This window comes from Glycomyces sp. MUSA5-2 (assembly GCF_037034145.1).
Classification (GTDB): Bacteria; Actinomycetota; Actinomycetes; order Mycobacteriales; family Micromonosporaceae; genus Glycomyces; species Glycomyces artemisiae.
In genome coordinates, this window is record NZ_JBAGKG010000004.1 from 426,878 (window position 1) to 451,474 (window position 24,597).

A 24,597-nucleotide genomic window follows, 5' to 3' on the forward strand; every position below is an offset into this window, starting at 1 on the left:
TGGGCTCGCACACGCACCTTCGGCGGGGCTCATTCTAGGACGGGTGCCTCAAAGGGCATGCACGGCCTAGTACTCCTTGCGGTCGGGGTTCCCGGAGTGCTTGTCGCCGTCGGTCTTCTCGTCGCCGTTCGCGAGCTTCTCCAGGTCCTCGTCGGAGAGGGTGGCCTCCTCGTCGGAGACGGTCTCGGCGGCCTCGGGCTCGGCGTCGGCCTCGGCGGGGGTGACGACCTTGGCGATGGCCTGGCGGGCGAAGACGAGGAAGGTGTCGTCGCTGGCCTCGATGGTGATGGTCTCGTCGTCGGAGTCGACGACGGTGCCGTAGAGGCCGCCGATGGTCATGACGCGGGCACCGGGCTGGACGTTGGACTGCATGTCCTGCTGCTCGCGCTGGCGCTTGCGCTGCGGGCGGATCATCACGAAGTACATGAGCGCGATGAAGCCGACGATCATGATGAGGAACATGATGTTGGAGCCGCCGGCGCTTTCCTGAGCGAGGACGTCTGCGGTTGCGAGCACGGTGGTGCCTTTCGTCGTGGTGGTCACGGTCTGGGAGGGTGGCGTGCGCGGAGTCTATCCAATACGTGGTGTCGCCCCGTCTCCACGGCCCACCCTACGCGTCGCCGCTGCGGAACAGCCCGTCGGCGCTCGGGGGCCGGAGGCCGAGGTGCTGCCAGGCGGCGTCGGTGGCGACGCGGCCGCGGGGGGTGCGGGCGACGAGCCCGGCGCGCACGAGGAAGGGCTCGCAGACCTCCTCGACGGTGTCGGGCTGCTCCCCCACGGCGACGGCGAGGGTCTTGGGGCCGACGGGGCCGCCGTTGAAGGTCTGGACGAGGGCGCGGAGGACGGCGCGGTCGAGGCGGTCGAGGCCGAGGGTGTCGACGTCGTAGAGGTGGAGCGCGTCGACGGCGACCTTCTCGGTGATGGTGCCGGCGGCGCGGACCTGCGCGAAGTCGCGGACGCGGCGCAGGAGGCGGTTGGCGATGCGGGGGGTGCCGCGGGAGCGCCCGGCGATCTGGGCGGCGCCTTCGGGGGTGATGCCGACGTCGAGGATGGCGGCGGAGCGGTTGACGATCGCTTCGAGCTCGTCCTCGGCGTAGAACTCCAGCTGGCCGAGGAACCCGAAGCGGTCGCGGAGGGGCCCGGTGAGGAGCCCGGCGCGGGTGGTGGCGCCGACGAGCGTGAACGGTTCGAGTTCGAGGGGGATGGCGGTGGCGCCGGGGCCCTTGCCGACGACGACGTCGACGCGGTAGTCCTCCATGGCGGTGTAGAGGAGCTCCTCGGCGGGGCGGGCCATGCGGTGGATCTCGTCGATGAAGAGGACTTCGCGGGGTTCGAGGCTGGTGAGGATCGCGGCGAGGTCGCCGGAGCGTTCGAGGGCGGGCCCGGAGGTCTGGCGCAGGCTCACGCCGAGCTCAGCGGCGATGATCATGGAGAGGGTGGTCTTGCCGAGGCCGGGCGGGCCCGACAGGAGGATGTGGTCGGGCGGGGTGCCGCGGTGGCGGGCGCCTTCGAGGATGAGGCCGATCTGCTCCCGGACGCGGCCCTGGCCGATGATCTCGTCGAGCTTGCCGGGGCGGATGCCCGCTTCGGCCTTGCGTTCGAGCTCGGTGGCCTCGGCGGCGGTGAGGGCCCGGTCCCACTCTTCGGCGGAGTACTCGATGTCGTCGATCTCGTCTGCCATGGGTTACCGCTTCCCGAGGAGTCGGATGGCCTGCTTGAGGAGGGTGGGGACGTCCTGGCCGTCGGCGCCTTCGGCGTCGAGCTTCTCGACGGCGGTCTCCGCTTCCTTCGCGGACCAGCCGAGGGCCTGGAGGCCCTGGCTGACCTGGGTGCGCCAGCCGCCGGGGCGGCCGCCGGTCTGCTTGGGCACGCCGTGGAGGTCGACGGGGCCGATCTTGTCGGCGAGGTCGAGGACGATGCGCTCGGCGCTCTTCTTGCCGACGCCGGGGATGCGGGAGAGCGTGGCGGTGTCGCCGGTGGCGATGGCGTGGCGGATGACGTCGGGCCGGAGGGCCTCGATGGCGTCGCGGGCGATGCGCGGGCCGATCTTCTGGGCGCCCTGGAGGAGTTCGAACAGGTCGCGTTCTTCCGCGGTGTTGAAGCCGTGCAGGGTGATCGAGTCCTCGCGGACGATCGTGGAGATCGCGAGGACGGCTTCGGAGCCGACCTTGAGGTTGGCGAGGGTGTGGGCCCCGGCGTGGACCGCGTAGCCGACGCCGTTCACGTCGACGACGGCGTAGGCTTCGCCGACGGCGGCGATCGTGCCGGTGAGCTGGGCGATCATCGGGTGCGCTCCTTCGCTGCGGCGACGGCCGCGGCCTGCGAGGCGGCGGCCTCGGCGATGCGGGACTTGACGCCGCCCCTCCACAAGTGGCAGACGGCGATGGCGAGCGCGTCGGCCGCGTCGGCGGGCTTCGGGGCCTGCTTGAGGCGGAGGATGCGGGTGACCATGGTGGTGACCTGGCGCTTGTCGGCGGTGCCGTTGCCGCACACGGCGTTCTTCACTTCGGAGGGCGTGTACGTGGCGGTGGGCAGGCCGAGGCGGGCGGCGGCGAGGAGCGCGATGCCGGAGGCCTGGGCGGTGCCGATGACGCTGGCGACGTTGTGCTGGCTGAAGACGCGCTCGACGGCGACCGCCTCGGGCCGGTGCTCGTCGAGGAGGGCGCGCAGGCCGTCGTCGAGGGCGAGGAGGCGGTCGGCAAGGCCCGCTTCGGGATCGGTGCGCACGACGCCGACGGCGATCATGGTGCCGGGCGCTCCGGGGCGCCCTTCGACGACCCCGACGCCGCAGCGGGTCAGGCCCGGGTCGATCCCCATGACGCGCACGCGTTCCTCCTGTCGCTCGGCTTCGCGTCAGCTTATCCGGCCGGTCCGACGTCCGCTTGCAACCGCCACTGCGGAGGGTGTTCGAGACGACCTGGAGCGACACCGGATGGTCGGGAATCGGACTGGTGGCCTTGCCCATAAACCACTTGCCGGTCGGCAAGTCACGTGATTTCGTTGTAGTCGGCCGGTAGCACCGCATCCGCCACCCATCGGCGCAACGAGGCGACCGCGGGCCCGGCCGCCTCTTCCTCCGCACCTGCGAACCACTGGTTGGGAACAACTGTGTCTGCTGCCGCCTTCATGCCGCCCGTCGCCGCCGACGGCCACTCCCGACGCTTCATAGCCACCATGGTGTTCGTGCTCGGCGCCCTGTCCGCGACCGCGCCGATCGCCATCGACCTGTACCTCCCGGCCTTCCCCGCGATGGCCGAGGCCCTCGGCACCCCCGAGAGCCGCATCCAGCTCACGTTGACCGCCATGATGATCGGCATGGGCGTGGGCCAGGCCGTCGTCGGCCCGCTCTCGGACCGGTTCGGCCGCCGCAAGCCGCTGCTCATCGGCATGTCGGTGTTCACGCTCGTGTCGCTGCTGTGCGCGGTCGCCACGAGCGCCGACCTGCTCATCGCGCTGCGCTTCGTGCAGGGCCTGTCCGGCGCGGCCGGTGTCGTGGTGGCCCGCGCGGTCATCCGCGACCACTTCGCCGGGGACGACATGACCCGCTTCACGGCGAAGATGATGTTCGTCACGATGCTCGCTCCGATGCTCGGCCCGATCGTCGGTGCGCAGTTGATCAGGTTCGGCCCGTGGCCCACGATCTTCCTGTTCATGGCCGCGCTGTCGGCGCTGTCGACGTTCCTGGTGTGGAAGTACCTGCCCGAGAGCCTTCCGGCCGAGGAGCGCCGGTCGATGACGGTGCGCGAGTTCGGGTCCACCGTGGCGACGCTGGTGCGCGACGCGCACTTCATCGCGCCCACGATCGCGGTCCTCATGAACTTCTCGATGCTGTTCACGTACGTGTCGACGTTCAGCTTCATCTCGCAGAACGAGCTCGGGGCCTCCCCCGGGTTCTACTCGCTGCTGTTCGCGGTCGGCACGCTCGCGCTCCTGGCGGGCAACCAGGCGAACATGCTCGCCATCGACCGGACGAAGTCCTCCAGCCGCATGATCACCGGCATGGCGATCTCGCTCGGGGGCGTCGCGTTCCTGACGGTGGTGCAGCTCGCGGGCGCCGCGAACCTGTGGACGGTCCCGACAGGCATCGTCCTCATGATGTTCGGCTGCGGCGTGGTCTTCCCGAACGCCGGTGCGGCCGCGATGTCCTCGCAGCCGCCGCAGATCGCGGGCACCGCGTCGGCGTTCATGGGCGCGACCCAGATGGCCGCGGGCGGCGTCCTGCCGGCCCTGGTCACCGTCGGCGGCGTGACCCTCGCGAGCATGACGTTCGGCATCGCCGTGTACGCGGTCGCGACGGCCGCGGCGCTGGCGTGGACGATCGTCGTCTACCGCCGCGACCCTGTCCCCGGGATCGTCTAAGAGGCAAGCGGAAGGGGCCCGGAGCGTTCGCTCCGGGCCCCTTCGTGTGTCCGTCTACTCCTCGTCGAGCTTCGCGAGGACCTCGTCGGAGATGTCGGCGTTCGTCCAGACGTTCTGGACCTCGTCGGAGTCTTCCAAAGCGTCGACCACGCGGATGACCTTGCGGGCGCCCTCGACGTCGAGCTCGATGTTCGTGGAGGCCTGGAAGCCGGCCTCGGCCGAGTCGTAGTCGATCCCGGCGTCCTGGAGGGCGGTGCGGACCGCGACCAGGTCGGTGGGCTCGCAGAGGACCTCGAACCCGTCCTCGCCGAGGCCGTTGACCTCGTCGGCGCCCGCGTCGAGGACCGCCATGAGCAGGTCGTCCTCGGTGAGGCCGTCCGCGGCGGGGACCATGATGACGCCGCGGCGGGAGAACATGTAGCCGACCGAGCCGGCCTCGCCCAGGGAGCCGCCGTTGCGGGTCAGGGCCACGCGGACCTCGGCCGCGGCGCGGTTGCGGTTGTCGGTGAGGCACTCGATGAGGACCGCGACGCCGCCCGGGGCGTACCCCTCGTACATGAGGGTCTCGTAGTCGACGCCGGCGCCGTCGAGCCCGCCGCCGCGCTTGACGGCGCGGTCGATGTTGTCATTGGGGACCGAGCTCTTCTTGGCCTTCTGGATCGCGTCGAAGAGCGTCGGGTTGCCCGCGGGGTCGGCACCGCCGGTACGCGCCGCGACCTCGATGTTCTTGATCAGCTTCGCGAAGATCTTGCCCCGCTTGGCGTCGATCGCGGCCTTCTTGTGCTTGGTCGTCGCCCACTTGGAGTGACCACTCATCCCGGCGTTCCTCGTTCCTCTTGCTCGTCCGGTCCGGCTCTCAGCCTCGGACCATGTCCACGAAGTACTGGTGCACCCGCGCGTCGGGGGTCACCTCCGGGTGGAAGGAGGTGGCCAGGCAGGCGCCCGCACGTACCGCGACGATCCTACCGCCCGACGCATCGAGGCCTGTCTCACCGCTGTCCACCCGGGCCAGCACCTCCACCCCGTCGCCCGTCCGCTCGACCCACGGCGCGCGGATGAACACGGCCTTGAACGGGCCGCCGTCGATCCCGTCGATGCCGATCTCGGTCTCGAAGGAGTCCACTTGGCGTCCGAACGCGTTGCGGCGCACGGTCATCGGGATGACCCCGAAGGAGCGCTGGTCGGGGCGGCCGTCGAGGACCTCATCGGCGAGCATGATCATGCCCGCGCACGACCCGAACGCGGGCATCCCCTCGTCGAGGCGCTTCTTGACCGGGTCGAACAGGTCGAAGATGTCGAGGAGCTTGCTCATCGTGGTGGACTCCCCGCCGGGGATCACCAGGCCGTCGACCGCGTCGAGCTCGGCGGCGCGCCGCACCGGCGCGGCCTCGGCCCCCGCGGCCTCCAAGGCGCGCATGTGGTCCACCACGTCGCCTTGCAGGGCGAGCACGCCGATCCGGGGCACGGTCATCAGAGAACTCCAAAACTAGGCGGCGTCGGGCCGTTCAAGCGTAATGGCGGTCCGGCGGGGCGCCTAGCTGGAAGATCGCGGCTGTGACCGAAACCGGCCTGAACTCGGGTGTTGGGTGACGATCCGTTAAAGTCACCGATCGAACGTGACGCACCCCTTCATGCCCGGGAGTAAGCAATGGCGAAGACCTCGAAGCGCAACCCGATGCCCCGCTCGGTGCGGGCCGCGCGGAACACGATGTGGCTGGAGGCGGCCATCGCCCTCGTCGCCGGCGGCCTCATCGTGCTCCTGCACCACTCCGCGAAGGAGTTCGTGCCGCCCGCCGCCGAGCACGACGTCTACCGCGGCGCGGTCGGCCTCGGCGCGCTCGCGGTGTTCCTGCTGCTCTCGACGCTGCTCATGCGCTTCCAGTGGCGGATCCTGTGGCTCCTGAACCTGCTCGTGCAGGCCGCCGCCCTCGTCGGGCTGGGCTGGCTGCTGTTCACCAGCGGACTGTACTGGGCGCTGTGCATCGGTCTCGCCATCGTGCCGATTACGATTCTGGGAACGCTTACCGAGCGCTTCGCCCGCCGGTGGTTCAACCACTAGGGCGACGTCCGATCCCCGTCTGAGAGGCACGAGATGCTCCCCCAACCGAACTTCGGCCGCGACCGCGATCCAGGCAAGGGCGCGCCCGAGCCAGAGGGGGACGACCCGAACGCGAAGCCCAAGAAGCTCCTGCGCCTCCAGATCGCCCTGTGGGTCGAGGTCGTCAGCGCCGTCGTCGCGGGGAACATCCTCGCGTTCTACACGTTCTCGCTGCGCTCGGCGTCGGTCGCGGAGCTGACGGACGTGTACGAGAACTCGAACATGGACCTCGACCAGACCCCGGCCGAGACCGCCCAGGCCGCGCACGACTTCTACCAGTCGACGAACTTCCTCGCCTCGAACCTCGTCATCGCGGGCTTCGCGCTCGTGGCCGCGATCGTCGCCGCGCTGTGCGCGGTCCGCCTCAAGTCCCGGCAGAAGGCCGTCCGCTGGTGGGCGGTCGGCGCCACCGCGGTCCTGTTCATCGTCGGCATGTTCATGTCCACGATCTTCGGCCTCTACGTCGGCCCGTGGGTGTTCGCCTCGATCCTGGCCCTGTGGTGGCTGTTCTCCGCAGACATCCGCTACTGGATGGACGGCAGCGCGGCCCCGGCGGCGGAGCCGCGCAGGAAGCGGCAGCAGGACGACGAAGGCGCCGACGAGGACTAGTTCGCGGCGTCGTCGCCGTTGCCGTGCTCGCGGATGTAGTCGATGAAGGCGGCCCGGGCCAGCGGTTCGGCGCCGCCCCAGTCGCCCTTCGTGGCCTCGCGCCAGATCCCCACCAGGTCGTCGATGGCGACGCCGATCTCGGCGACGTCGGGGTCCAGGTCCTCGGCTTCGAGGGCGGTCGGGGTGTGCCGGAACAGGTCGATGAAGAACCGCCAGTCGTGGCGGTCGCGCGCCAGCGCGAAGGCGCGGCGCTGGAGGTCGGGAGTGTCGTACTGGTCCAGGTCCGTTGCGTTCATGCGCCTAGCGTAGGCGTGTCGGAGCCCGATCGGAGCCGGTCCGGTTCTTAGGATCTGCCCATGCGCAAACTCGCGGTCGGCGCCCTCGGCGCCGCAGCCTTCGCGGTGATGACTCCCGCTCCCGCACAAGCCGATCCGATCCCCGTGGACCCGGGCATCGGCAGCGGCGTCGACACCGGCTTCCTGTATCTGGAGATCGCCCCCGAGGACGGCCCGACCGAGCGGGCGGTGCTGTCGTGCCCCGGCGGGCAGGGCCACTCGCGCGGCGAGGAGGCGTGCCTCCAGCTGACGGCCGTCGACGGGGAGATCGGCTCGCTCGAAGCGGCCGACGGGATCTGCAACAAGATGTTCGCGCCGGTGACGTTCAAGGGCTTCGGGTTCTGGGACGGGAAGTTCAAGTACTACGAGGAGACGTTCGGGAACCAGTGCGAAGGGGTCCTCGCCACGGGCGGGACGGTCTTCGACATCGTCGAGAGCTGATGCGGCGTAAAGGGCCCGGAGCGATCCGCTCCGGGCCCTTTCGCATGTCCTACCAGCCGCGCTTGGCGAGCTTCTGCTCCTCGGAGAGGGTGTCGACGTTGATGCCGACCATGGCCTCGCCCAGGCCGCGGGAGACCTCGGCGATGATCTTCGGGTCGTCGTGGAAGGCGGTGGCCTTGACGATCGCGGCGGCGCGCTTGGCGGGGTCGCCGGACTTGAAGATGCCGGAGCCGACGAAGACGCCCTCGGCGCCGAGCTGCATCATCATGGCCGCGTCGGCGGGGGTGGCGATGCCGCCCGCGGTGAACAGCACGACCGGGAGCTTCCCGAGCCTGGCGACCTCGGCGACGAGCTCGTAGGGGGCGCGCAGCTCCTTCGCGGCGGCGAAGAGCTCGGCCTCGTCGAGGGTCTTGAGGCGGCCGATGTCCTGGCGGATCTGGCGCATGTGGCGGGTGGCCTCGACGACGTTGCCGGTGCCGGCCTCGCCCTTGGAGCGGATCATGGCCGCGCCTTCGGCGATGCGGCGCAGGGCCTCGCCGAGGTTCGTCGCGCCGCACACGAACGGCACGTTGAACTTCCACTTGTCGATGTGGTTGGCCTCGTCGGCGGGGGTGAGGACCTCGGACTCGTCGACGTAGTCGACGCCGAGGGACTCCAGCACCTGGGCCTCCACGAAGTGGCCGATGCGGGCCTTGGCCATGACCGGGATCGACACGGCCTCGATGATGCCGTCGATCATGTCGGGGTCGGACATGCGGGAGACGCCACCCTCGGCGCGGATGTCCGCGGGGACGCGTTCGAGGGCCATGACCGCGACGGCCCCGGCGTCCTCGGCGATCCTGGCCTGCTCGGGGGTGACGACGTCCATGATGACGCCGCCTTTCAGCATGTCGGCCATGCCGCGCTTGACGCGGGCGGTCCCGACCTCGGCCTCGGTCTTCTGGGTCTCTGACACGGTCACCGGCTCCATCTGGGTACATCGCGGCTAGGGGTGCTGACCTGGCCGATTCTACGCCGCGACCCGTCTCACAGGCCCCTTGATACAAACCGGTGAGGGAGTGACCGGTCACTGGACGGGGTCGTCGATGTCCCAGTACTGGGGGCGCGGGAGCCGGTGGTGGAGGCGCAGCAGGACGGCGACGCGCAGGGACCGGGAGGCGACGGCGTCGCGCACGAAGTCGGTGTGGATCTGCCGGGCGAGGGCGACGCGGCGGTTCGCGGATTCGAGGTCGTCGGTCCAGATCGGGTCCTGGGCGAGCTCGCGGAGGGCGCGGGTGAGGTCGTTCTCGGCGTACTCGCGCAGCTCGCGCTGGCGCTGGGTGTCGGCGGGGACGGCGACGACGGAGAGCGCGAGGGCCACGACCTCTTCGAAGCCGGGGTTGCCGACGAAGCGGAGGACGGTCTCGGCGCGGTCGTCGAGCTTGGTGAGGAGCGCGGTCTCGGCGGCGCGGGCGCGGCGGTGGAGACGCTCGACCCGCGCGACCGTCCAGGTCGCGTACGCTCCTGCGACGGCCGCGATCGTCACGAGCACGGCCAACCACCACATCGGGATCATCGTACGGGCATACGGCTTGGCGGGCGGGCCGGGATCACCTGCGGCGCTCGACGCCCGCTTCGATGGCGGCGCGGTAGACCTCCAGGAGCCGGGCGGCGACCTCGGGCCAGTCGTAGCGCTTGACCCATTCGTTCGCGCGCTCCACATAGGCGCCTCGGACGCCGGGCTCGTCGAGGAGGCGGGCGGCCTTCGCGGCGAGGTCGGCGGCGTCGCCGACGGCGAACAGCTCCCCCGCGCGGCCCTCGTCGAGGACCGCGGAGAACGCCTCGATGTCGCTGGCGAGCACGCAGGTGCCCGCGGCCATGGCCTCGGTGAGGATCATGCCGAAGGACTCGCCGCCGGTGTTGGGGGCGACGTACAGGTCGACGCCGGCGAGCATGGAGGCCTTCTCCTCGTCGGAGACGGCGCCGAGGAAGCGGATGCGGCGGGCGATGTCGGGGTCGAGTCCGGCGACGGCGGCTTCGGGGTCGCCGCGGCCGACGACGACGAGGTGGAGGTCGGGGCGGTCGGCGGCGAGCGCGGCGAAGGCGTCGCGGAGGATCGGGAAGCCCTTGCGGGGCTCGGTGAAGCGGCCCATGAAGCCGATGGTGGGGCCGTCGGGGAGGCCGTCGAGGGGCGCGGCCTTGCGGTAGAAGGCGACGGGGACGCCGTTGGGGATCTCGACGGCGCCGCCGCCGAGGTGCTCCACCTGGACCTTCCTGGCGTAGGGGCTGACGGCGATGCGCGCGGAGAGGTTCTCCAGGACCAGCTGGGCCATGTGCTTCCCGGCGGCGAGGATGCGGGAGCGGGTCATCGCGGTGTGGAACGTGGCGACGACGGGGCAGCGGGCGTTGAGGACGGCGAGGCACGCGAGGCTCGGGGTGAGCGGCTCGTGGACGTGGATGACGTCGAAGCCGCCTTCGTTGCACCACTTGCGGACCCGCGCCGCCGAGCGGGGGCCGAAGGCGAGTCGGGCGATGGACCCGTTGTAGGGGACGGCGACGGCCTTCCCGCCGGGGACGACGAAGTCGGGCAGGCCCTCGGTCTCGGTGGCGGGCGCGAGCACGGACACGTCGTGCCCGGCGTCGATGAGGGTCTCGGCGAGGTCGCGGATGTGGAACTGGACGCCGCCGGGCACGTCGAAGGAGTAGGGGCTGACGATCCCGATCCGCAGGGTCCCCATCACGGCCTCGGCGGGAAGTCGGCGGTCCAGAACCGCTGGAGCATGTGCCAGTCGGCGGGGTGGGCGCGGATGCCCTCCTCGAACGCGTCGGCGACGCGCTGGGTGGTGGCGGCGAGGCGCTCGCGGAGGGTCCCGGAGCCGGTGTCGACGGGGCCGGAGATGTGGCAGACGGCCCGGTCGTCCTCGTAGTGGATGGCGGCGGTGAACAGCTCGACGCGGTTGCGGATCGCCAGGAGCGCCGGGCCCGACGGGAAGGTCGTGGCCTCGCCGAAGAACTTCACCTCGGTGCCCGAGCGGCCCAGGTCGCGGTCGGCGACGAGGGCCACCACGTGCCCGGCGTCGAGTGCTTCCCCAAGGGCCGCTTGGGGGTTGCGGTCGCCGCCGGAGGCCGGGACGATCGTCATGCCGAGGGACTCGCGGTATTCGAGGAACCGCCGGTAGACCCCTTCGGGCTTGAGGCGCTCGGCGACGGTGGTGAGCGGGTCGCCGGAGATGCGCGGCACCCAGGCCCCGGCGAGGTCCCAGTTCCCGCAGTGCGGCAGGGCCACGATCGAGCCCAGCCCTTGCTGCGCGCGTTCGTGGACGGGCTCGAAGCCGTTCATCTCGAAGCGGCGCAGCAGGTGCTCGTCGCTCATCGACGGGAGGCGGAACGCCTCGATCCAGTAGCGGGCGTACGAGCGCATCGCGTCCCGGACCAGGTCCTCGCCCGGCTCGCCGCCGACGACGCGGGCGAGGTTCTTGCGCAGCTGCTGCACGCCGCGGCCGTTCTTGCGGGCGGCGCGGTCGGCGAAGCGGCGGCTCAGGGCGTAGGCGGCGGACTCGGGCATGAGCCGCACGCCCCGCCAGGCCGCCAGGTAGGCCAGCTCGGTGAGGCGCTCAGGCATCGACGGGCTCCTCGCTCGCGGCGAGGGCCGCGTGGGAGTGGACGAGCCGCTGCACGACGGTGACCGTGGAGAGCACCGCGAGCAGGCCCAGGCCCGCTTCCAGGGCGAACGGGACGCGGAAGACCTCGACGAGGACCGCGAGCCCGGCGATGATGAGCCGCTCGGGGCGCTCGACGATGCCGACGTTGCACTCCGCGCCGAGGCTCTCGGCGCGGGCCTTCACGTACGACACGAGCTGGGAGACGACCACGGTGGTCAGCGCCAGCGCGGCGCCGAGGTAGCGGTCCTCGGCGAGCAGGTAGTAGGCGAGGCCCGCGAAGATCGCGCCGTCGGCGAGGCGGTCGCACGTCGAGTCGAGGAGCGCGCCGAAGCGGCTGGAGGTGCCCTTGACGCGGGCGATGGCGCCGTCGAGCATGTCGGTGAGCACGGACAGGCCGACGACGATGAGCCCGGCGAGCAGGTGGCCCTGCGACAGCAGCAGGACGGCGGCGGCGACCACGAGGGCGGTCCCGGCGACGGTGACGGCGTTGGCGGACACGCCGACGCGGATGAGGAGCCTCGCGGCGGCGTCGACGTAGCGGCGCACGCCCGCTCGGCCGGAGGTCCGAAGGAACTTCGCCATGGTCTCCTGATTTTCTCGGCAGCGCCCAAGTGGGTGTTCGGGCAAGTGGGTGCGGCCCGCTCCGGCCGGCCGGAGCGGGGCTGTGCCTTTGACTCTAACCGTGCCCGGCCGGTCACACCCGCTCCCATGCGGCCGCCAGTTGCTCCCGGGTGTCCGAGAGGTACTGCGGGAGGGTCTTGGTGCGGCCGATGATCGGCATGAAGTTCGCGTCGCCGCCCCAGCGGGGGACGACGTGCTGGTGCAGGTGCCCGGCGATGCCGGCGCCCGCGACCTGGCCCTGGTTCATGCCGATGTTGAACCCGTGCGCGCCGATCGCCGAGCGCAGGACCGTCATGACCCGCTGGGTGAGCGCGCCCATCTCGGCGACCTCGTCGGCGTCGAGGTCGGTGTAGTCGGGGACGTGCCGGAACGGGACGACCATGACGTGCCCGGAGTTGTACGGGTACTTGTTCAGCACCACGAACATCGTCTGCCCGCGGGCGACGATGTTGCCCTCGGCGTCGCCCTGCTTGGCGATCTCGCAGAACGGGCAGCCCTCGATGTCGGCGTCGTCGCCGGTGGGCTTGCCCTCCCCCTGGATGTAGGCCATCCGGTGCGGCGTCCACAGCCGCTCGTACCCGTCGGGGACGCCTGGTCCTTCGCGCTGTTCCACGGGACGATCCTAGGCCACTGCGATGGAAAGCGGTAACGCGACGAAACGCCCGGGACACTCCACCTCGGATAAGCTCCGATCGTGACGTTGCCCCAGCTGTACCTAGTCGTGCTCATCGGCTGCGTCACCGTGCTCGTGTCCATCGCGGCGATCCGCGCCACCCACCGGCTCGGGCTGCCCGCGCTGCTGGTGTTCCTCGGGGCCGGGATGGTCCTCGGCGAGGACGGCGTGGGCATCCCGTTCGAGGACTTCGAGCTCGCGCAGGTGCTGGGGACGTTCGCGCTGGCGCTCATCCTCATCGAGGGCGGCCTGTCGACCAGGTGGCGGGCGATCTCGGGGCAGCTCGCGCCCGCGTCGATGCTCGCGACGGTGGGCGTGGGCGTCTCGGTGACGGTGACTGCGCTCGGGGCGCATTTCCTGCTGGGGTTCGCGTGGCAGACCGCGCTGGTCATGGGCGCGGTCGTGGCGTCCACGGACGCGGCGGCGGTGTTCTCGGAGCTGCGCGGCATCGGACTCCCGAAGCGGCTCAGCGGGACCCTGGAGGCCGAGTCGGGGTTCAACGACGCGCCCGCGGTGATCCTGGTGCTCGCGTTCTCCGCGGCCGAGGGCCTGCCGAACACGTTCGAGCTGCTGGGGCTGCTCGTGTGGGAGCTGGCCGCCGGCTCGGTCATCGGCCTCGCGGTGGGCGCGGGCGGGGCGTGGCTGCTGCGGCGCCTCGCGCTCCCGGTGTCGGGCCTCTACCCGCTGGCGGTGTTCAGCCTGGGGATGGCGGCGTTCGCGGCGGCGGGGACGCTGCACGCGTCGGGGTTCATCGCCGCGTACCTCGCGGCGCTGGTGCTGGGGAACTCGCGGCTGCCGCACCGGGCCGCGACGCAGTCGTTCGCGTCGGGCCTCGGCTGGGTGGCGCAGCTCGGCATGTTCGTCATGCTCGGGCTCCTCGCGTCCCCGGAGAACCTGCTGCGCATGCTCGTCCCGGCGCTGGTCCTCGGCGCGGTCCTGACGCTCGTGGCGCGGCCGGTGTCGGTGTGGCTGTCGCTCATCCCGTTCCGGTTCTCCGGCCGGGAGAAGACGCTCCTGTCGTGGGCGGGCCTGCGCGGGGCCGTGCCCATCATGCTCGCCACGATCCCGCAGTCCGAGCACCTGCCCGGGTCGCAGTCGCTGTGGGACCTCGTGTTCATCCTCGTCGTCGTGTTCACCCTGTTCCAGGGGCCGACCCTGCCGTGGGCCGCGAAGCGCCTCGGCCTCGCCCAGACCGGTGTCGTGCAGGAAGTGGACATCGAGACCGCGCCGCTCGACGCCGTGGACGGCGAGGTCCTCACCATCACCGTCCCCAAGGGATCGGGGCTCGCGGGCATCCGCATCTTCGAGCTGCGGCTCCCCGAGGGCTCCGCCATCGCAGGGGTGGTGCGCGTCGACCGGCTCTTCGTGCCCGCCAAAGCGGACCGGCTCCGCTCCGGGGACCAGCTCATCGTCGTCACCACCCCGAAGCTCCGCGAGGCCACCGAGCAGCGCCTCACCGCTCTCGCACGGGCCGGCCGCCTCGCCCGCTGGCTCGGCGAGACCGGAAGAGACTGAACGCCGTCGGGGGCCGGGGCGGATCGCCTCGGCCCCCGACGGTCGAGGTCTTACTCCGCGGCGTCCTCGCCCGCGGTCTCGGTTGCGGCCGAAGGGCCTTCGTTCACGCGGGAGCGCACGACCTCGGCGACGTGGGCGACCGCCTCGTCGGCGGGCACGCCGTTGCGCTGGGAGCCGTCGCGGTAGCGGAAGGACACGGTCCCGGCGTTCTGGTCGTCGTCGCCGGCGATGATCATGAACGGGATCTTCTGGAGCTGCGCGTTGCGGACCTTCTTCTGCATCCGGTCGTCCGAGTGGTCGACCTCGGCGCGCAGGCCCTCCGCGCGCAGGCGCGACACGAAGGCCTCCAGGTGGTCCGCGTTCTCGTCGCGCACGGGGATGCCGACGGCCTGGACCGGCGCGAGCCACGCCGGGAACGCGCCCGCGTAGTGCTCGGTGAGGACCCCGAAGAACCGCTCGATCGAGCCGAACAGCGCCCGGTGGATCATGACCGGCTGCTTGCGGGTGCCGTCGTCCGCCGAGTACTCCAGGTGGAAGCGGGCGGGCTGGTTGAAGTCGAGCTGGATGGTCGACATCTGCCAGGTCCGGCCGATCGCGTCCTTCGCCTGCACGGAGATCTTCGGCCCGTAGAAGGCCGCCCCGCCCGGGTCCGGGACCAGGTCGAGGCCCGACTCCTCGGCGACCTGCCGCAGGACCGCGGTGGCCTCCTCCCACTGGGCGTCGTCGCCGATGAACTTGTCGGAGTCGCCCTTGGTGGACAGCTCCAGGTAGAAGTCGTTCAGGCCGTAGTCGCGCAGCAGCTGGAGCACGAACTCCAGGAGGCTCCGGATCTCGCCGGGCGCCTGCTCCTGGGTGCAGTAGATGTGCGCGTCGTCCTGGGTCAGGCCGCGCACGCGGGTGAGGCCCTGGACCACGCCGGACTTCTCGTACCGGTACACGGTCCCGAACTCCGACAGGCGCAGCGGCAGCTCCCGGTAGGAGCGCCCGCGCGAGCGGAAGATCAGGTTGTGCATCGGGCAGTTCATGGCCTTGAGGTAGTAGTTCGCGCCTTCGAGCTCGATCGGCGGGAACATGCCCTCGTCGTAGTGCGGCAGGTGCCCTGAGGTGTGGAACAGCTGCTCCTTGGTGATGTGCGGGGTGTTCACCAGCTCGTACCCGGCCTCGCGCTGGCGTTCGCGCAGGTAGGACTCCATCTCGTAGCGGATGATGCCGCCCTTGGGGTGGAACACCGGCAGGCCCGGGCCGATCTCGTCGGGGAACGAGAACAGGTCGAGCTGCTGGCCGAGTTTGCGGTGGTCGCGCTTCTCGGCCTCGGCGAGGCGCGCGAGGTAGTCCTTCTGCTCCTGGACGGTGGGCCACGCGGTGCCGTAGATGCGCTGGAGCTGCGGGTTCTTCTCGGAGCCCATCCAGTACGCGGCGGCCGAGCGCATGAGCTTGACGGCGCCGATGAGCCTGGTCGAGGGCAGGTGCGGGCCGCGGCAGAGGTCGGACCAGACCTTCTCGCCGTTACGGTCGCGGTTGTCGTAGGCGGTGAGCTCGCCGCCGCCGACCTCCATGACCTCGTCGGCGTCGGTGCCCTCGCCCTTGGTGTCGATGAGTTCGAGCTTGTAGGGCTCGTTCGCGAGCTCGGCGCGGGCCTCGTCGAGGGAGGCGTACTTGCGGCGGTGGAAGGTCTGCCCCTGCTTGATGATCTGGAGCATCCGCTTCTCGACGGCCTTGAGGTCGTCGGGGTTGAACGGCTCGGCGACGTCGAAGTCGTAGTAGAAGCCGTCGGTGATCGGCGGGCCGATGCCGAGCTTGGCCTCGTGGAGCTCCTGGACGGCCTGGGCCATGACGTGCGCGGCCGAGTGGCGCAGCACGTTGAGCCCGTCGGGGCTGTTCAGCGGGACGGGCTCGACCTTCGCGTCGGTCTCCGGGGCCCACGAAAGGTCGCGGAGCTGGCCCTCGGCGTCGCGGAGGACGACGATGGCGTTCGGGCCCGCGACGGGCAGGCCGGCCTCGGCCACCGCGTCGGCACCGGTCGTGCCGGCCGTCACCCAGAGGGGTTCGACGACGACTGGACTCTGGTTCGGTGCTGCGGAAGCCACGGTTCTCCTCATGGAATGGGAATGGGCCGGTCGAGCGGCCGGCGCTTGACGTTCGGGTCCATGGTAGTCGCCGCCCGGGGGCGCGATCGAGCCCATTACCGGCGGGTGAGGCATGTCGGCGGGGCAGGTTGATGAGGCGTGGCCGGGGAAACTCCGGGATCGGACTTGACCTTGGTCCCGGCACCGGGGTTTACCTTCGTTCCATGACCACCGCGACAGCACCGTTGACCGTGGGCCGTCTCGCCGAGGCGGCGGGCGTGACCACCGACGCCATCCGCCACTGGGAGCGCGAAGGCCTGTTCCCCGCGCCCGAGCGCAGCGCCGCCGGGTACCGGCACTACGGGCCCGCCGAGCTGGACCGCGCCCGCTTCATCCGCGCGTGCCAGCGCGCCGGGCTGCGCCTGGCCGACATCGGCGATCTCCTGGCGGTGCGCGACACGGGCGCGTGCCCGTGCGAGCCCGCCGGGTCGCACCTGGAGCGGCGCATCGCGGAGGTGACGGCGGAGATCGCGCGCCTGGAGTCGCTGCGCTCGCAGCTGACGGCGATGCTCGGCGCGGTGGAGGCGGGCACGTGTGAGGGCCCGCTGCCCGAGAACTGGTGTCCCCCGAGAGCGGTCGATGGAGGTGAGTGCGAGTGATGATGAGCGACGAGTGCTGCAACTGCTGCAACGACGACGCCTGCAAGTGCGCGGGCGAGGACTGCTGCCACGGCTGCTGCGAGAAGTAGCCCGCACGCGAACCGAGGCCGGACCCGAACGGGTCCGGCCTCGGGCGTGTCTCGGCGGTTCTGCGCGAATCGGGCGTTCGCAGGCGCCCCCGGCTTCGATGGTGCCCGCCGGGTCCGACAGCCTACTTCGCGGTGAGGACGATCTTGCCGAAGTGGCCGCCCGCGTTCATGAGGCGGTGGGCTTCGGCGGCGTCGCCGAGGGGGAGGCGGGTGGTGACGACGGGCTTGACGTCGCCGGTGTCGAGGGCGGGCCAGACGCGTTCGAAGACCTCGGCGAGGATCTGGCGGCGCTGCTCCAGGGGGCGGGCGCGGAGGGTGGTGCCGGTGATGGTGGCGCGCTTGGCGAGGAGGCCGCCGAGGTGGATCTGGGCGGCGTTCCCTTGCTGGAGGCCGATGATGGCGAGGCGGCCGTCCTGGGCCAGGGCCTTGAGGTTCGGCTCGAAGTAGGCGGCGCCGATGACGTCGAGGATCGCGTCGGCGCCGCCGGCCTCCTGGGCGAGGGCGGCGAAGTCCTCGCTGCGGTAGTCGACGACGCGGTCGGCGCCGAGCGCTTCGAGCTTCTTCGCGTGCTCGGCGCGGGCGGTGGTCCAGGTCTCGGCGTCGGCGAGCTTGCGGGCGAACTGGACGGCGAAGGTGCCGACGCCGCCCGCGCCGCCGTGGACGAGGACGCGGCGCTTGCCGGGGGCGTCCTGTCCGAGCAGGTAGCCGAGGTTGGAGTAGACGGTGGCGGCGGCCTCGGGCAGGCCCGCGGCCTCGACGAGGTCGACGTTCTCGGGAGTGGGCAGGACGAGCCCGGCGTCGACGGCGACGTACTGGGCGTAGCCGCCGCCGGGGAGCAGGGCGCACACCTCGGCGCCGAGGAGGGTGGCGTTGTCGGCGCTGCCGACGTCGACGATGGTCCCGGAGACCTCCAGGCCGGGCCAGGCCGGGGCGCCTTGCGGGGGCGGGTAGTGGCCCGCGACCTGGAGGAGGTCGGCGCGGTTGACGCCGGCGGCGGCGACCTCGATGAGCACTTCGTCGGGGCCGGGCGCGGGTTCGGGCACCTGGGCGGCGGTCAGGCTCCCGCCGGACACGGTCATGGCAAGCATTCCCGCATAGTATGACTGCCGCTGGAGCCCAAAGCGACATACCCGTCAGTAAGTCATATCAGGACCCCAGAGATCGACGGATTCCTTTGTGCCACAACGGTTTACGGGTTCTCACTGGAGTGGCCGGGGAAGAGGTGCGCGGCCGGGTCGATCGCGACGGCGGCGTTGTTGACGGCCGTGGCGGCCTCGCCGAAGCCCGTCGCGATGAGCTTGACCTTGCCGGAGTAGGCGGCGATGTCGCCCGCGGCGTACACGCGCGGGAGGCTCGCGGCCATCGTGGAGTCGACGCTGATCGTGCGGTGGTCGAGGTCCAGGCCCCACTCCCCCAGCGGCCCGAGGTCGGCGGTGAAGCCGAGCGCGGCGACGATCGCGTCGGCGGGGAGCTCGCGCGGGCCCTCGTCCTTGACGTCGATCGCGACGCCGTCGACATGCGTGGTGCCATGGATCGCGGTGACCTGGGCGTTCACGATGATCGGCACGCCGAGGGCGCGCACACGGTCGATCGTGGCGGCGTGGGCGCGGAAGCGCTCGCGGCGGTGGACGATCACGGTGGAGCGGGCCACGCCGTGGAGGGCGAGGGCCCAGTCGAACGCGGAGTCGCCGCCGCCGACGATGACGACGTCCTGCCCGGCGTGGGCGGCGAGCTCGGGGACGAAGTAGACGATCCCGGCGCCGCGGAACCCTTCGGCCGCAGGGAGGGGCCGGGGCGTGAAGCTGCCGAGACCGCCGGTGATGAGCAGGGCCTTCGCCTCGACGCGGAGGTCGCCGGTGAGGTCGAGCACGGGCAGGCCGTCCACGTGCTGGAGCTTGAGGGCCTGGTGGCCGAGGAGGTAGAGCGGCTCGAAGGGGGCGGCCTGGCGCAGGAGGTTCTCGACGAGGTCGCGGCCCTTGATCTCGGGGAAGCCGCCGACGTCGAAGATCTGCTTCTCGGGGTACATGGCGGTGATCTGGCCGCCCGCTTCGGGAAGCGTGTCGATCACGGCGGTGCGCAGGCCCCGGAAGCCCGCGTAGTAGGCGGCGAAGAGGCCGGTCGGCCCGGCGCCGACGATCGCGAGGTCCACTGTGGCTAGGGGCATGGCGTCACCGGCTTCGGGTTGGCGGCAGTTCCCACGATCCTAGCGGCGGCGGAGGCCCGGTGGGGCCGCACAAATCGCTCGCGTGCGGCCCCGGCCGGGGTCGGAGGCCGGGTCTGATTCGGGGTCAGATGCCGCGGAAGGGGCCGGTGACCTCGTAGGTGATGCCGCCACTGGAGGAGCCGCTGGTGCCGCGCTGCGACGAGAAGTAGAGGCGGTCCCCGGCGGGGTTGAACGCGGGGCCGGTGATCTCGGAGCCGCTCTGGCCGGTGAGGCGCAGGAACGGGGCGACCACGTCGTCGGGGGTGATGATGCAGATCTCCATGTTGCCGCCGTCCTCGGCGACGAACAGGTCGCCGGAGCCGGAGGCGCCGGTGATGTTGTCGACGCCGGTGAGCGGCGCGCCGGAGACGTTGTCGTCGTAGACCGTGGCGAGGGTGTTCGCGTCGGCGTCGTAGGCCCAGACCTTGTTGTCGCCCTTGGTGGTGAAGAAGCAGATGCCGCCGTGGTAGTAGCAGCCCTCGCCGCCGTTGAAGCGCTTGGTGTTCGCGACCTGGTTGCGGGTGGCGGTCGGGGAGCCATCGGGGTCGGGGACGGTGGCCCACGCGAGCGTCGAGCCGGTCTGGGTGAGGACCTGGAGGGTCCCGGTGGCGAGGTTCCCCCAGGTGGTGGGCCGGAAGCGGTAGAAGGCGCCGTCTGAGACGTCCTCGGTCAGGTAGATCACGCCGTGGTCGGCGTCGGCCGCGGCGGCCTCGTGTTTGAAGCGGCCCATGGCGTCGCGGCGCACGGCCGCGTCGGCGCCGAACGGGTCGGTCTCGTAGACGTAGCCGCGGTCGACCTCCTCGCAGGACAGCCAGGTGTTCCAGGGGGTGGCGCCGCCCGCGCAGTTGGTGCGGGTGCCGTCGAGGGTGCGGTAGGCGTCGACGACGTTCCCGGCGGCGTCGAAGCGGAGCGCGCCGACCCCGCCGCCGGTGGAGACCTCGGAGTTGGAGACGTAGATCCAGCCGTTGCCGTCGGCGAAGCACGCGCCGCCGTCGGGCGCGGCGTGCCAGGTGTACGAGGTGCCGGTGACGACCTGCGAGGAGCGGGCCACGATCCGGGAGGTGAACCCGGCGGGCAGCTGGACGCCGCGGGCGTCGGCGGCCTGGAGGGCGCCGTACGGGCTGGTGCCGGGGACGGCGGGGTAGGCGAAGGAGGGCCTGGTCATGGTGAAGCCGAGCGCGACCGATCCGGCGCCGGCGACCGCGGCGCGCATGACGTTCCGTCGTTGCATGGTTGGCAGTCCTTTGAGACGGGATGGGACGCAGCGGAACCGCTGCCGCAGGCCAGCGTAGGGACTTTGCGGCTTTTGCGAGTAGCTTTCACGAAACGTTCGCGTGACGGGCTGCGGGCCTGCGCCTGAACGCGCGGGGTCCTCCCGGGCACGAACTAGACTCAGGCCCGTGAAGACGGCACTCATCACCGGGATCACCGGGCAGGACGGCTCCTACCTGGCCGAACTGCTGCTCGCGAAGGGCTACACGGTGCACGGCGTGGTGCGGCACGCGTCCTCCCTCATCGCGAACACCTCCCGCCTGGAGGCGGTCTACCAGGACCCGCACGAGTCGGGGCGGCGCCTGTTCCTCCACAAGGGCGACGTCACGGACGCGGGCCTCCTGGTCAACCTCATCCGCGACATCGAGCCCGACGAGATCTACAACCTCGCCGCGCAGTCCCATGTGCGCGTGAGCTTCGACCTGCCCGACTACACGGCGAACGTCACCGCGCTCGGTGCCATCAGGCTCCTGGAGGCCGTGCGCGCCAGCCGGATCGACGCCCGGATCTACCAGGCGTCCACCTCGGAGATGTTCGGCACCACCGCCCCGCCGCAGGACGAGACCGCCCCGTTCCACCCGCGCAGCCCCTACGGGGTCGCGAAGCTGTTCGCGCACTGGGCCACCGTGAACTACCGGGAGTCGTACGGGATGTTCGCCGTCAACGGCATCGCGTTCAACCACGAGAGCCCCCGGCGCGGCGAGACGTTCGTGACCCGCAAGATCACGCGCGCCGTCGCGCGCATCGCCGCCGGCCTGGAGAAGAAGGTCTACCTGGGGAACCTCGACGCCGTGCGCGACTGGGGCTACGCGCCCGAGTACGCCGAGGCCATGTGGCTCATGCTCCAGCACACCGAGCCCGTCGACTACGTGCTCGCCACCGGCCGCGCCGCCACCGTGCGCGAGTTCGCCGAGGCCGCGTTCGCCCACGCCGGGCTCGACTGGCGCGACCACATCGAGCACGACGACCGCTACGAGCGCCCCGCCGAGGTCCCCGAGCTCGTCGGCGACCCCGCCAAGATCGCCCGCGAGATCGGCTGGCGGGCCCGCGTCCACTGGGACGAACTGGCCCGCATCATGGTCGACGCCGACCGCAAGGCCCTGCGCGAGGGCTCCTGACGCGGCTACCATCGCGGGCATGACTCAGCTCAGCGACACGGTGAAGCTCAACGACGGCGCGTCGATGCCCCGGCTCGGGTACGGGACCTACAAGGTCGGCGACGACGAGGCGCAGGAGGCCGTCGAGGCGGCCCTCGCCACCGGGTACCGGCTCATCGACACCGCCGAGATGTACGGCAACGAGGTCGGCGTGGGCCGGGCCGTCGACGGCTCCGGCGTCCCGCGCTCGGAGGTGTTCCTGACCACGAAGGTCTGGAACGACCACCACGGCGCGAAGGCCGCCCGCGAAGCCCTCGAAGCCTCGCTGGAGCGCCTCGGCACCGACTACCTCGACCTGTACCTGATCCACTGGCCCAACGCGAAGCAGGGCCTGTACGTCGAGACCTACGAGGCGCTGCTCCAGGCGAAGGACGAGGGGCTCATCCGCTCCGCGGGCGTCTCGAACTTCCTGCCCGAGCACATGGAGCGGATCCACGAGGGCACCGGGGTGTGGCCCGCGGTCAACCAGGTCGAGCTGCACCCGTACTTCAACCAGCCGGAGCTGCGCGCCTGGCAGGCCGAGCGCGGCATCGCCACCGAGTCGTGGGGGCCGCTGGGCCAGCGCACCGGCTCGGTCCTCGCCGAGCCCGCGGTGACCGCGGCCGCCGAGGCGCACGGGAAGACCCCCGGGCAGGTCGTCATCCGCTGGCACCTCCAGAACGGGTGCATCGTGATCCCCAAGTCCGCGAAGCCCAGCCGCATCGCCGAGAACTTCGACGTCTTCGGCTTCGAGCTCACGGCGCAGGAAGTGGCCGCGATCAGCGCCCTGGAGACCGGGCGGCGGCAGGGCATCGACCCCGCCAGCGGCGAGCGGTAGGGCGCGGCGGCGGACTGGGCAAACCGGCCGGCAGGTGAGTAGCTTTGCGCACATGAGCGAACTGAGCACGGCAATCACTTTGACCGGCGGCGCGAGCATCCCGCGGTTCGGCTACGGCACCTTCAGGATCGAGGACGGCGACACGCAGGCGGCCGTCGAGACCGCCCTGGAGACCGGCTACCGGCTCCTGGACACGGCGGTCGGCTACGGCAACGAGGAGGGCGTGGGCCGCGCCATCGCCGCGTCCGGCCTCAAGCGCGAAGAGGTGTTCCTGACCAGCAAGGTCTGGGAGCACGGCTACGACGACGTGCGCCGCAACCTCGACGAGTCCCTGGAGCGGCTGGGCACCGACTACCTCGACCTGTACCTGCTGCACTGGCCTCGCCCGAACGTGGACCTGTACGTCGAGTCCTGGCGGGCGCTCCTCGACGCCCGCTCCGAGGGCCTCATCCGCGCCGCGGGCGTCTCGAACTTCACGATCGAGCACCTCGACCGCATCGAGGCGGAGACCGGCGCGGCCGCGGAGCTCAACCAGGTCGAGCTGCACCCGTACTTCGCCCAGCCCGAACTGCGCGCCTACCACGCCGAGCACCTCATCGCGACCGAGTCCTGGGGCCCGCTCGCCCTCCGCGGCGGCGCCCTCTTCGACGAGCCGGCCCTCCAGGCCGTCGCCGAAGCCCACGGCCGCACCCCCGCCCAGGTGGCGCTGCGCTGGAACCTCCAGCGCGGCAACGTGGTCATCCCCAAATCGGTGACCCCCGACCGCATCCGCGAGAACTGGGCCGTCCTCGACTTCACCCTCACCGACGAGGACCTGGCCGCGATCGACGCCCTCGACACGGGCGTCCGCCAGGGCGGCGACCCCCTCGTCGTCGGCAACGACTAGCGAACAGAAAAGGGCCCCGCGCGGAATGCGCGGGGCCCTTCGGTTCGCCGTCAGAACACGAGTTCGCGCTCGGTCGCGGCGGGCGTGTCGACGAACGCGTAGCCGTCGCCGCCGTCGAGGTTCTCCAGGTCGCCGACCGGGGTGAACACGAGCGTCGCGCCCGCGGCGTCCTCCGGTACGGCGAACACGGCCGTGTACCGCATGGTCCCGTCGGTGTCCGGCAGCTCCTCGGAGGACCAGGCGGTCGCCGCGACCGGCTCCCCGCCCGCCTGGACGGTCAGCGCGGACTCGTCGAGGTTCCAGCGCAGCGCGGCGTCGGCGTAGCTGCACCAGTTGAACCTGACGTCGAGGAACACCGTGCCCGGTTCGGCCCAGCCCTCCTCGGGCCGCCAGGCCGAGCGGTCACTCTCGACGAAACTGCTGCCGCAGGTGAGGCGCCACGCGTTGTCGCCGTTGGCGACCGCGACCTCCTCGTATCCGAACTCGTCGCCCATGACCGGGCCGAGGGTGCGGCCGTCGTAGTAGGCGGCGACCGGATCGACCCGCTCCCCGCTGCGCAGGCTCAGGCCCTGGGCGCGGCCGTCCTCCTCGACCCACAGGACCGCGTCCTCGCCCTCCGGCACGGCCACGGCGAGGTGCGCGCCCGGCGCCGGGACGGCGTCGAGCTCGATCCGCTCCTCCCCCGCCTCGATCCAGGCGGCCAGCCCGACCGCCTCGGACTCCAGCGCCGCGGGGTCGTCAGGGTCGATCTGCGACTCGGCGACCAGGTCCGGCGACAGCGCGAACTGGTTGACGAGCCATTCCACGTCGCCCGCGGCTTCCGGCAGCTCACCGAGTCCTTCGGCCGCGGCCAGCGCCTCGGGGATCGCTGCGCCCGCGTGGTGGCAGAGGAGCGCGAGGGAGAAGTGCGGGCCGACGATGGCCGCGTCCTGGTCGAAGAACCACAGGTCGTCGCCGTTGGTGCAGAGCGCGGAGGCGCCATCGCCGGTGACGAGCTCGTAGGCCTCGGTCTTCTCGCCGAGGAGCGAGCAGCCCGAAGCGGCCAGCGTGAGGAGGGTGAGGGGGATGAGGGGTTTGATGAATTTGTCTTGTGTTGTTTGCACCCGGTGAAGATAGTCGAGCACTCTCGGTCATGACTCAGTAGACGGTCACGGTC

At 71.3% G+C, this 24,597-nt stretch carries 27 protein-coding genes; 9 read left to right on the plus strand and 18 right to left on the minus strand.

Going from position 1 to position 24,597, the window contains the following annotated elements; all coding sequences use genetic code 11:
• Positions 1 to 66 precede the first annotated feature (66 nt).
• From yajC to ruvC, 4 genes are all read right to left on the minus strand, one after another.
• A complete protein-coding gene (gene yajC / locus WA640_RS15620) occupies positions 67 to 543 on the minus strand; it encodes a preprotein translocase subunit YajC (protein ID WP_335988797.1) in 477 nt (158 codons plus the stop codon).
• A gap of 67 nt (positions 544 to 610) precedes the next feature.
• Positions 611 to 1,681 (minus strand): Holliday junction branch migration DNA helicase RuvB, encoded by a 1,071-nt coding sequence (gene ruvB, locus WA640_RS15625; RefSeq protein WP_335988798.1) that lies wholly within the window; start codon positions 1,679 to 1,681, stop codon positions 611 to 613.
• 3 nt (positions 1,682 to 1,684) lie between these two features.
• Positions 1,685 to 2,284, minus strand: coding sequence for a Holliday junction branch migration protein RuvA (gene ruvA / locus WA640_RS15630; protein WP_335988799.1), 600 nt, complete (start codon positions 2,282 to 2,284; stop codon positions 1,685 to 1,687).
• A complete protein-coding gene (gene ruvC / locus WA640_RS15635; RefSeq protein ID WP_106365428.1) occupies positions 2,281 to 2,826 on the minus strand; it encodes a crossover junction endodeoxyribonuclease RuvC in 546 nt (181 codons plus the stop codon). Before ruvC ends, ruvA begins: the two co-directional genes overlap by 4 nt.
• Before the next feature lie 282 nt (positions 2,827 to 3,108).
• Here ruvC and WA640_RS15640 point away from each other — a divergent pair, with 282 nt between their 5' ends.
• Complete coding sequence (locus tag WA640_RS15640) at positions 3,109 to 4,359, plus strand: multidrug effflux MFS transporter (protein WP_335988801.1); 1,251 nt, start codon at positions 3,109 to 3,111, stop codon at positions 4,357 to 4,359.
• Between the two features lie 54 nt (positions 4,360 to 4,413).
• Here the strand turns inward: WA640_RS15640 and WA640_RS15645 are convergent, their stop codons facing one another.
• Both WA640_RS15645 and pdxT read right to left on the minus strand, forming a co-directional pair.
• A complete protein-coding gene (locus tag WA640_RS15645) occupies positions 4,414 to 5,175 on the minus strand; it encodes a YebC/PmpR family DNA-binding transcriptional regulator (protein WP_335988803.1) in 762 nt (253 codons plus the stop codon).
• A gap of 40 nt (positions 5,176 to 5,215) precedes the next feature.
• Positions 5,216 to 5,830, minus strand: coding sequence for a pyridoxal 5'-phosphate synthase glutaminase subunit PdxT (gene pdxT, locus WA640_RS15650; RefSeq protein WP_335988805.1), 615 nt, complete (start codon positions 5,828 to 5,830; stop codon positions 5,216 to 5,218).
• Between the two features lie 177 nt (positions 5,831 to 6,007).
• Here pdxT and WA640_RS15655 point away from each other — a divergent pair, with 177 nt between their 5' ends.
• The gene (locus WA640_RS15655) at positions 6,008 to 6,418 is read left to right on the plus strand and encodes a hypothetical protein (protein ID WP_106365432.1); all 411 of its coding nucleotides are present in this window, start codon (positions 6,008 to 6,010) and stop codon (positions 6,416 to 6,418) included.
• 33 nt (positions 6,419 to 6,451) lie between these two features.
• Positions 6,452 to 7,066: a hypothetical protein gene (locus WA640_RS15660; RefSeq protein ID WP_335988806.1), complete on the plus strand. Its 615-nt coding sequence runs from the start codon at positions 6,452 to 6,454 to the stop codon at positions 7,064 to 7,066.
• Here WA640_RS15660 and WA640_RS15665 read toward each other — a convergent pair.
• Positions 7,063 to 7,362 (minus strand): hypothetical protein, encoded by a 300-nt coding sequence (locus WA640_RS15665; RefSeq protein ID WP_106365434.1) that lies wholly within the window; start codon positions 7,360 to 7,362, stop codon positions 7,063 to 7,065. The two genes, WA640_RS15660 and WA640_RS15665, sit on opposite strands and share 4 nt — an antisense overlap.
• A 60-nt stretch (positions 7,363 to 7,422) precedes the next feature.
• On the opposite strand from WA640_RS15665, the gene WA640_RS15670 reads away from it, so the two are divergent.
• A complete protein-coding gene (locus WA640_RS15670) occupies positions 7,423 to 7,842 on the plus strand; it encodes an SSI family serine proteinase inhibitor (protein WP_106365435.1) in 420 nt (139 codons plus the stop codon).
• Positions 7,843 to 7,891: 49 nt separating this feature from the next.
• On the opposite strand, the gene pdxS is transcribed toward WA640_RS15670, so the two are convergent.
• The 6 genes from pdxS to WA640_RS15700 form a co-directional block, all read right to left on the minus strand.
• Complete coding sequence (pdxS, locus tag WA640_RS15675; protein ID WP_106365436.1) at positions 7,892 to 8,812, minus strand: pyridoxal 5'-phosphate synthase lyase subunit PdxS; 921 nt, start codon at positions 8,810 to 8,812, stop codon at positions 7,892 to 7,894.
• A gap of 96 nt (positions 8,813 to 8,908) precedes the next feature.
• Positions 8,909 to 9,388: a hypothetical protein gene (locus tag WA640_RS15680; RefSeq protein ID WP_106365437.1), complete on the minus strand. Its 480-nt coding sequence runs from the start codon at positions 9,386 to 9,388 to the stop codon at positions 8,909 to 8,911.
• 43 nt (positions 9,389 to 9,431) lie between these two features.
• Positions 9,432 to 10,550: a glycosyltransferase family 4 protein gene (locus tag WA640_RS15685; protein WP_442904766.1), complete on the minus strand. Its 1,119-nt coding sequence runs from the start codon at positions 10,548 to 10,550 to the stop codon at positions 9,432 to 9,434.
• A gap of 8 nt (positions 10,551 to 10,558) precedes the next feature.
• Positions 10,559 to 11,443: a phosphatidylinositol mannoside acyltransferase gene (locus tag WA640_RS15690; protein ID WP_335988808.1), complete on the minus strand. Its 885-nt coding sequence runs from the start codon at positions 11,441 to 11,443 to the stop codon at positions 10,559 to 10,561.
• Positions 11,436 to 12,065: a phosphatidylinositol phosphate synthase gene (gene pgsA, locus WA640_RS15695; RefSeq protein WP_335988809.1), complete on the minus strand. Its 630-nt coding sequence runs from the start codon at positions 12,063 to 12,065 to the stop codon at positions 11,436 to 11,438. The genes WA640_RS15690 and pgsA overlap by 8 nt, the downstream gene beginning before the upstream one ends.
• A gap of 112 nt (positions 12,066 to 12,177) precedes the next feature.
• On the minus strand, positions 12,178 to 12,717 hold the full coding sequence (locus WA640_RS15700; RefSeq protein WP_335988810.1) for an HIT family protein: 540 nt from the start codon (positions 12,715 to 12,717) through the stop codon (positions 12,178 to 12,180).
• A gap of 81 nt (positions 12,718 to 12,798) precedes the next feature.
• On the opposite strand from WA640_RS15700, the gene WA640_RS15705 reads away from it, so the two are divergent.
• Positions 12,799 to 14,292: a potassium/proton antiporter gene (locus WA640_RS15705; RefSeq protein ID WP_335988811.1), complete on the plus strand. Its 1,494-nt coding sequence runs from the start codon at positions 12,799 to 12,801 to the stop codon at positions 14,290 to 14,292.
• A gap of 50 nt (positions 14,293 to 14,342) precedes the next feature.
• Here WA640_RS15705 and thrS read toward each other — a convergent pair whose 3' ends face one another.
• Positions 14,343 to 16,379 carry a threonine--tRNA ligase gene (thrS, locus tag WA640_RS15710; RefSeq protein ID WP_335988812.1) on the minus strand — a complete coding sequence of 679 codons (2,037 nt, stop codon included), beginning with the start codon at positions 16,377 to 16,379 and terminating at the stop codon, positions 14,343 to 14,345.
• A gap of 203 nt (positions 16,380 to 16,582) precedes the next feature.
• Between thrS and WA640_RS15715 the strand changes: the two genes are divergently transcribed.
• Positions 16,583 to 17,017, plus strand: coding sequence for a MerR family transcriptional regulator (locus WA640_RS15715; protein ID WP_335988813.1), 435 nt, complete (start codon positions 16,583 to 16,585; stop codon positions 17,015 to 17,017).
• Positions 17,018 to 17,228: 211 nt separating this feature from the next.
• On the opposite strand, the gene WA640_RS15720 is transcribed toward WA640_RS15715, so the two are convergent.
• The 3 genes from WA640_RS15720 to WA640_RS15730 all read right to left on the minus strand — a co-directional run bounded on the left by WA640_RS15720 (position 17,229) and on the right by WA640_RS15730 (position 20,540).
• The gene (locus WA640_RS15720) at positions 17,229 to 18,194 is read right to left on the minus strand and encodes an NAD(P)H-quinone oxidoreductase (RefSeq protein WP_335988815.1); all 966 of its coding nucleotides are present in this window, start codon (positions 18,192 to 18,194) and stop codon (positions 17,229 to 17,231) included.
• A 101-nt stretch (positions 18,195 to 18,295) separates the two neighbouring features.
• Positions 18,296 to 19,270, minus strand: coding sequence for an NAD(P)/FAD-dependent oxidoreductase (locus WA640_RS15725; RefSeq protein WP_335988817.1), 975 nt, complete (start codon positions 19,268 to 19,270; stop codon positions 18,296 to 18,298).
• 124 nt (positions 19,271 to 19,394) lie between these two features.
• Entirely contained in the window at positions 19,395 to 20,540 is a 1,146-nt protein-coding gene (locus WA640_RS15730; RefSeq protein WP_335988819.1) for an alkaline phosphatase PhoX, read from the minus strand.
• A gap of 169 nt (positions 20,541 to 20,709) precedes the next feature.
• On the opposite strand from WA640_RS15730, the gene gmd reads away from it, so the two are divergent.
• Genes gmd through WA640_RS15745 form a run of 3 tightly spaced genes read left to right on the plus strand, consistent with a single transcriptional unit; the run spans position 20,710 to position 23,441 of the window.
• Positions 20,710 to 21,699, plus strand: coding sequence for a GDP-mannose 4,6-dehydratase (gene gmd, locus WA640_RS15735; RefSeq protein ID WP_335988821.1), 990 nt, complete (start codon positions 20,710 to 20,712; stop codon positions 21,697 to 21,699).
• Between the two features lie 19 nt (positions 21,700 to 21,718).
• Positions 21,719 to 22,555: an aldo/keto reductase gene (locus WA640_RS15740; RefSeq protein WP_335988823.1), complete on the plus strand. Its 837-nt coding sequence runs from the start codon at positions 21,719 to 21,721 to the stop codon at positions 22,553 to 22,555.
• A gap of 52 nt (positions 22,556 to 22,607) precedes the next feature.
• The gene (locus WA640_RS15745; protein ID WP_335988825.1) at positions 22,608 to 23,441 is read left to right on the plus strand and encodes an aldo/keto reductase; all 834 of its coding nucleotides are present in this window, start codon (positions 22,608 to 22,610) and stop codon (positions 23,439 to 23,441) included.
• Between the two features lie 50 nt (positions 23,442 to 23,491).
• On the opposite strand, the gene WA640_RS15750 is transcribed toward WA640_RS15745, so the two are convergent.
• Positions 23,492 to 24,544, minus strand: a complete 1,053-nt coding sequence (locus WA640_RS15750) for a hypothetical protein (RefSeq protein WP_335988826.1) — start codon at positions 24,542 to 24,544, stop codon at positions 23,492 to 23,494.
• Positions 24,545 to 24,597 lie beyond the last annotated feature (53 nt).

Excerpts from the sequence above, each read along its gene's own strand:
- ruvB (WP_335988798.1), bottom strand. The coding sequence starts at position 1,681 with ATGGCAGACGAGATCGACGACATCGAGTACTCCGCCGAAGAGTGGGAC.
- ruvA (WP_335988799.1), bottom strand. The coding sequence starts at position 2,284 with ATGATCGCCCAGCTCACCGGCACGATCGCCGCCGTCGGCGAAGCCTAC.
- WA640_RS15645 (WP_335988803.1), bottom strand. The coding sequence starts at position 5,175 with ATGAGTGGTCACTCCAAGTGGGCGACGACCAAGCACAAGAAGGCCGCG.
- pdxT (WP_335988805.1), bottom strand. The coding sequence starts at position 5,830 with ATGACCGTGCCCCGGATCGGCGTGCTCGCCCTGCAAGGCGACGTGGTG.
- WA640_RS15655 (WP_106365432.1), top strand. The coding sequence starts at position 6,008 with ATGGCGAAGACCTCGAAGCGCAACCCGATGCCCCGCTCGGTGCGGGCC.
- WA640_RS15660 (WP_335988806.1), top strand. The coding sequence starts at position 6,452 with ATGCTCCCCCAACCGAACTTCGGCCGCGACCGCGATCCAGGCAAGGGC.
- WA640_RS15665 (WP_106365434.1), bottom strand. The coding sequence starts at position 7,362 with ATGAACGCAACGGACCTGGACCAGTACGACACTCCCGACCTCCAGCGC.
- WA640_RS15670 (WP_106365435.1), top strand. The coding sequence starts at position 7,423 with ATGCGCAAACTCGCGGTCGGCGCCCTCGGCGCCGCAGCCTTCGCGGTG.
- pdxS (WP_106365436.1), bottom strand. The coding sequence starts at position 8,812 with ATGGAGCCGGTGACCGTGTCAGAGACCCAGAAGACCGAGGCCGAGGTC.
- WA640_RS15680 (WP_106365437.1), bottom strand. The coding sequence starts at position 9,388 with ATGTGGTGGTTGGCCGTGCTCGTGACGATCGCGGCCGTCGCAGGAGCG.
- WA640_RS15690 (WP_335988808.1), bottom strand. The coding sequence starts at position 11,443 with ATGCCTGAGCGCCTCACCGAGCTGGCCTACCTGGCGGCCTGGCGGGGC.
- pgsA (WP_335988809.1), bottom strand. The coding sequence starts at position 12,065 with ATGGCGAAGTTCCTTCGGACCTCCGGCCGAGCGGGCGTGCGCCGCTAC.
- WA640_RS15715 (WP_335988813.1), top strand. The coding sequence starts at position 16,583 with ATGACCACCGCGACAGCACCGTTGACCGTGGGCCGTCTCGCCGAGGCG.
- WA640_RS15720 (WP_335988815.1), bottom strand. The coding sequence starts at position 18,194 with ATGCTTGCCATGACCGTGTCCGGCGGGAGCCTGACCGCCGCCCAGGTG.
- WA640_RS15725 (WP_335988817.1), bottom strand. The coding sequence starts at position 19,270 with ATGCCCCTAGCCACAGTGGACCTCGCGATCGTCGGCGCCGGGCCGACC.
- WA640_RS15730 (WP_335988819.1), bottom strand. The coding sequence starts at position 20,540 with ATGCAACGACGGAACGTCATGCGCGCCGCGGTCGCCGGCGCCGGATCG.
- WA640_RS15740 (WP_335988823.1), top strand. The coding sequence starts at position 21,719 with ATGACTCAGCTCAGCGACACGGTGAAGCTCAACGACGGCGCGTCGATG.
- WA640_RS15745 (WP_335988825.1), top strand. The coding sequence starts at position 22,608 with ATGAGCGAACTGAGCACGGCAATCACTTTGACCGGCGGCGCGAGCATC.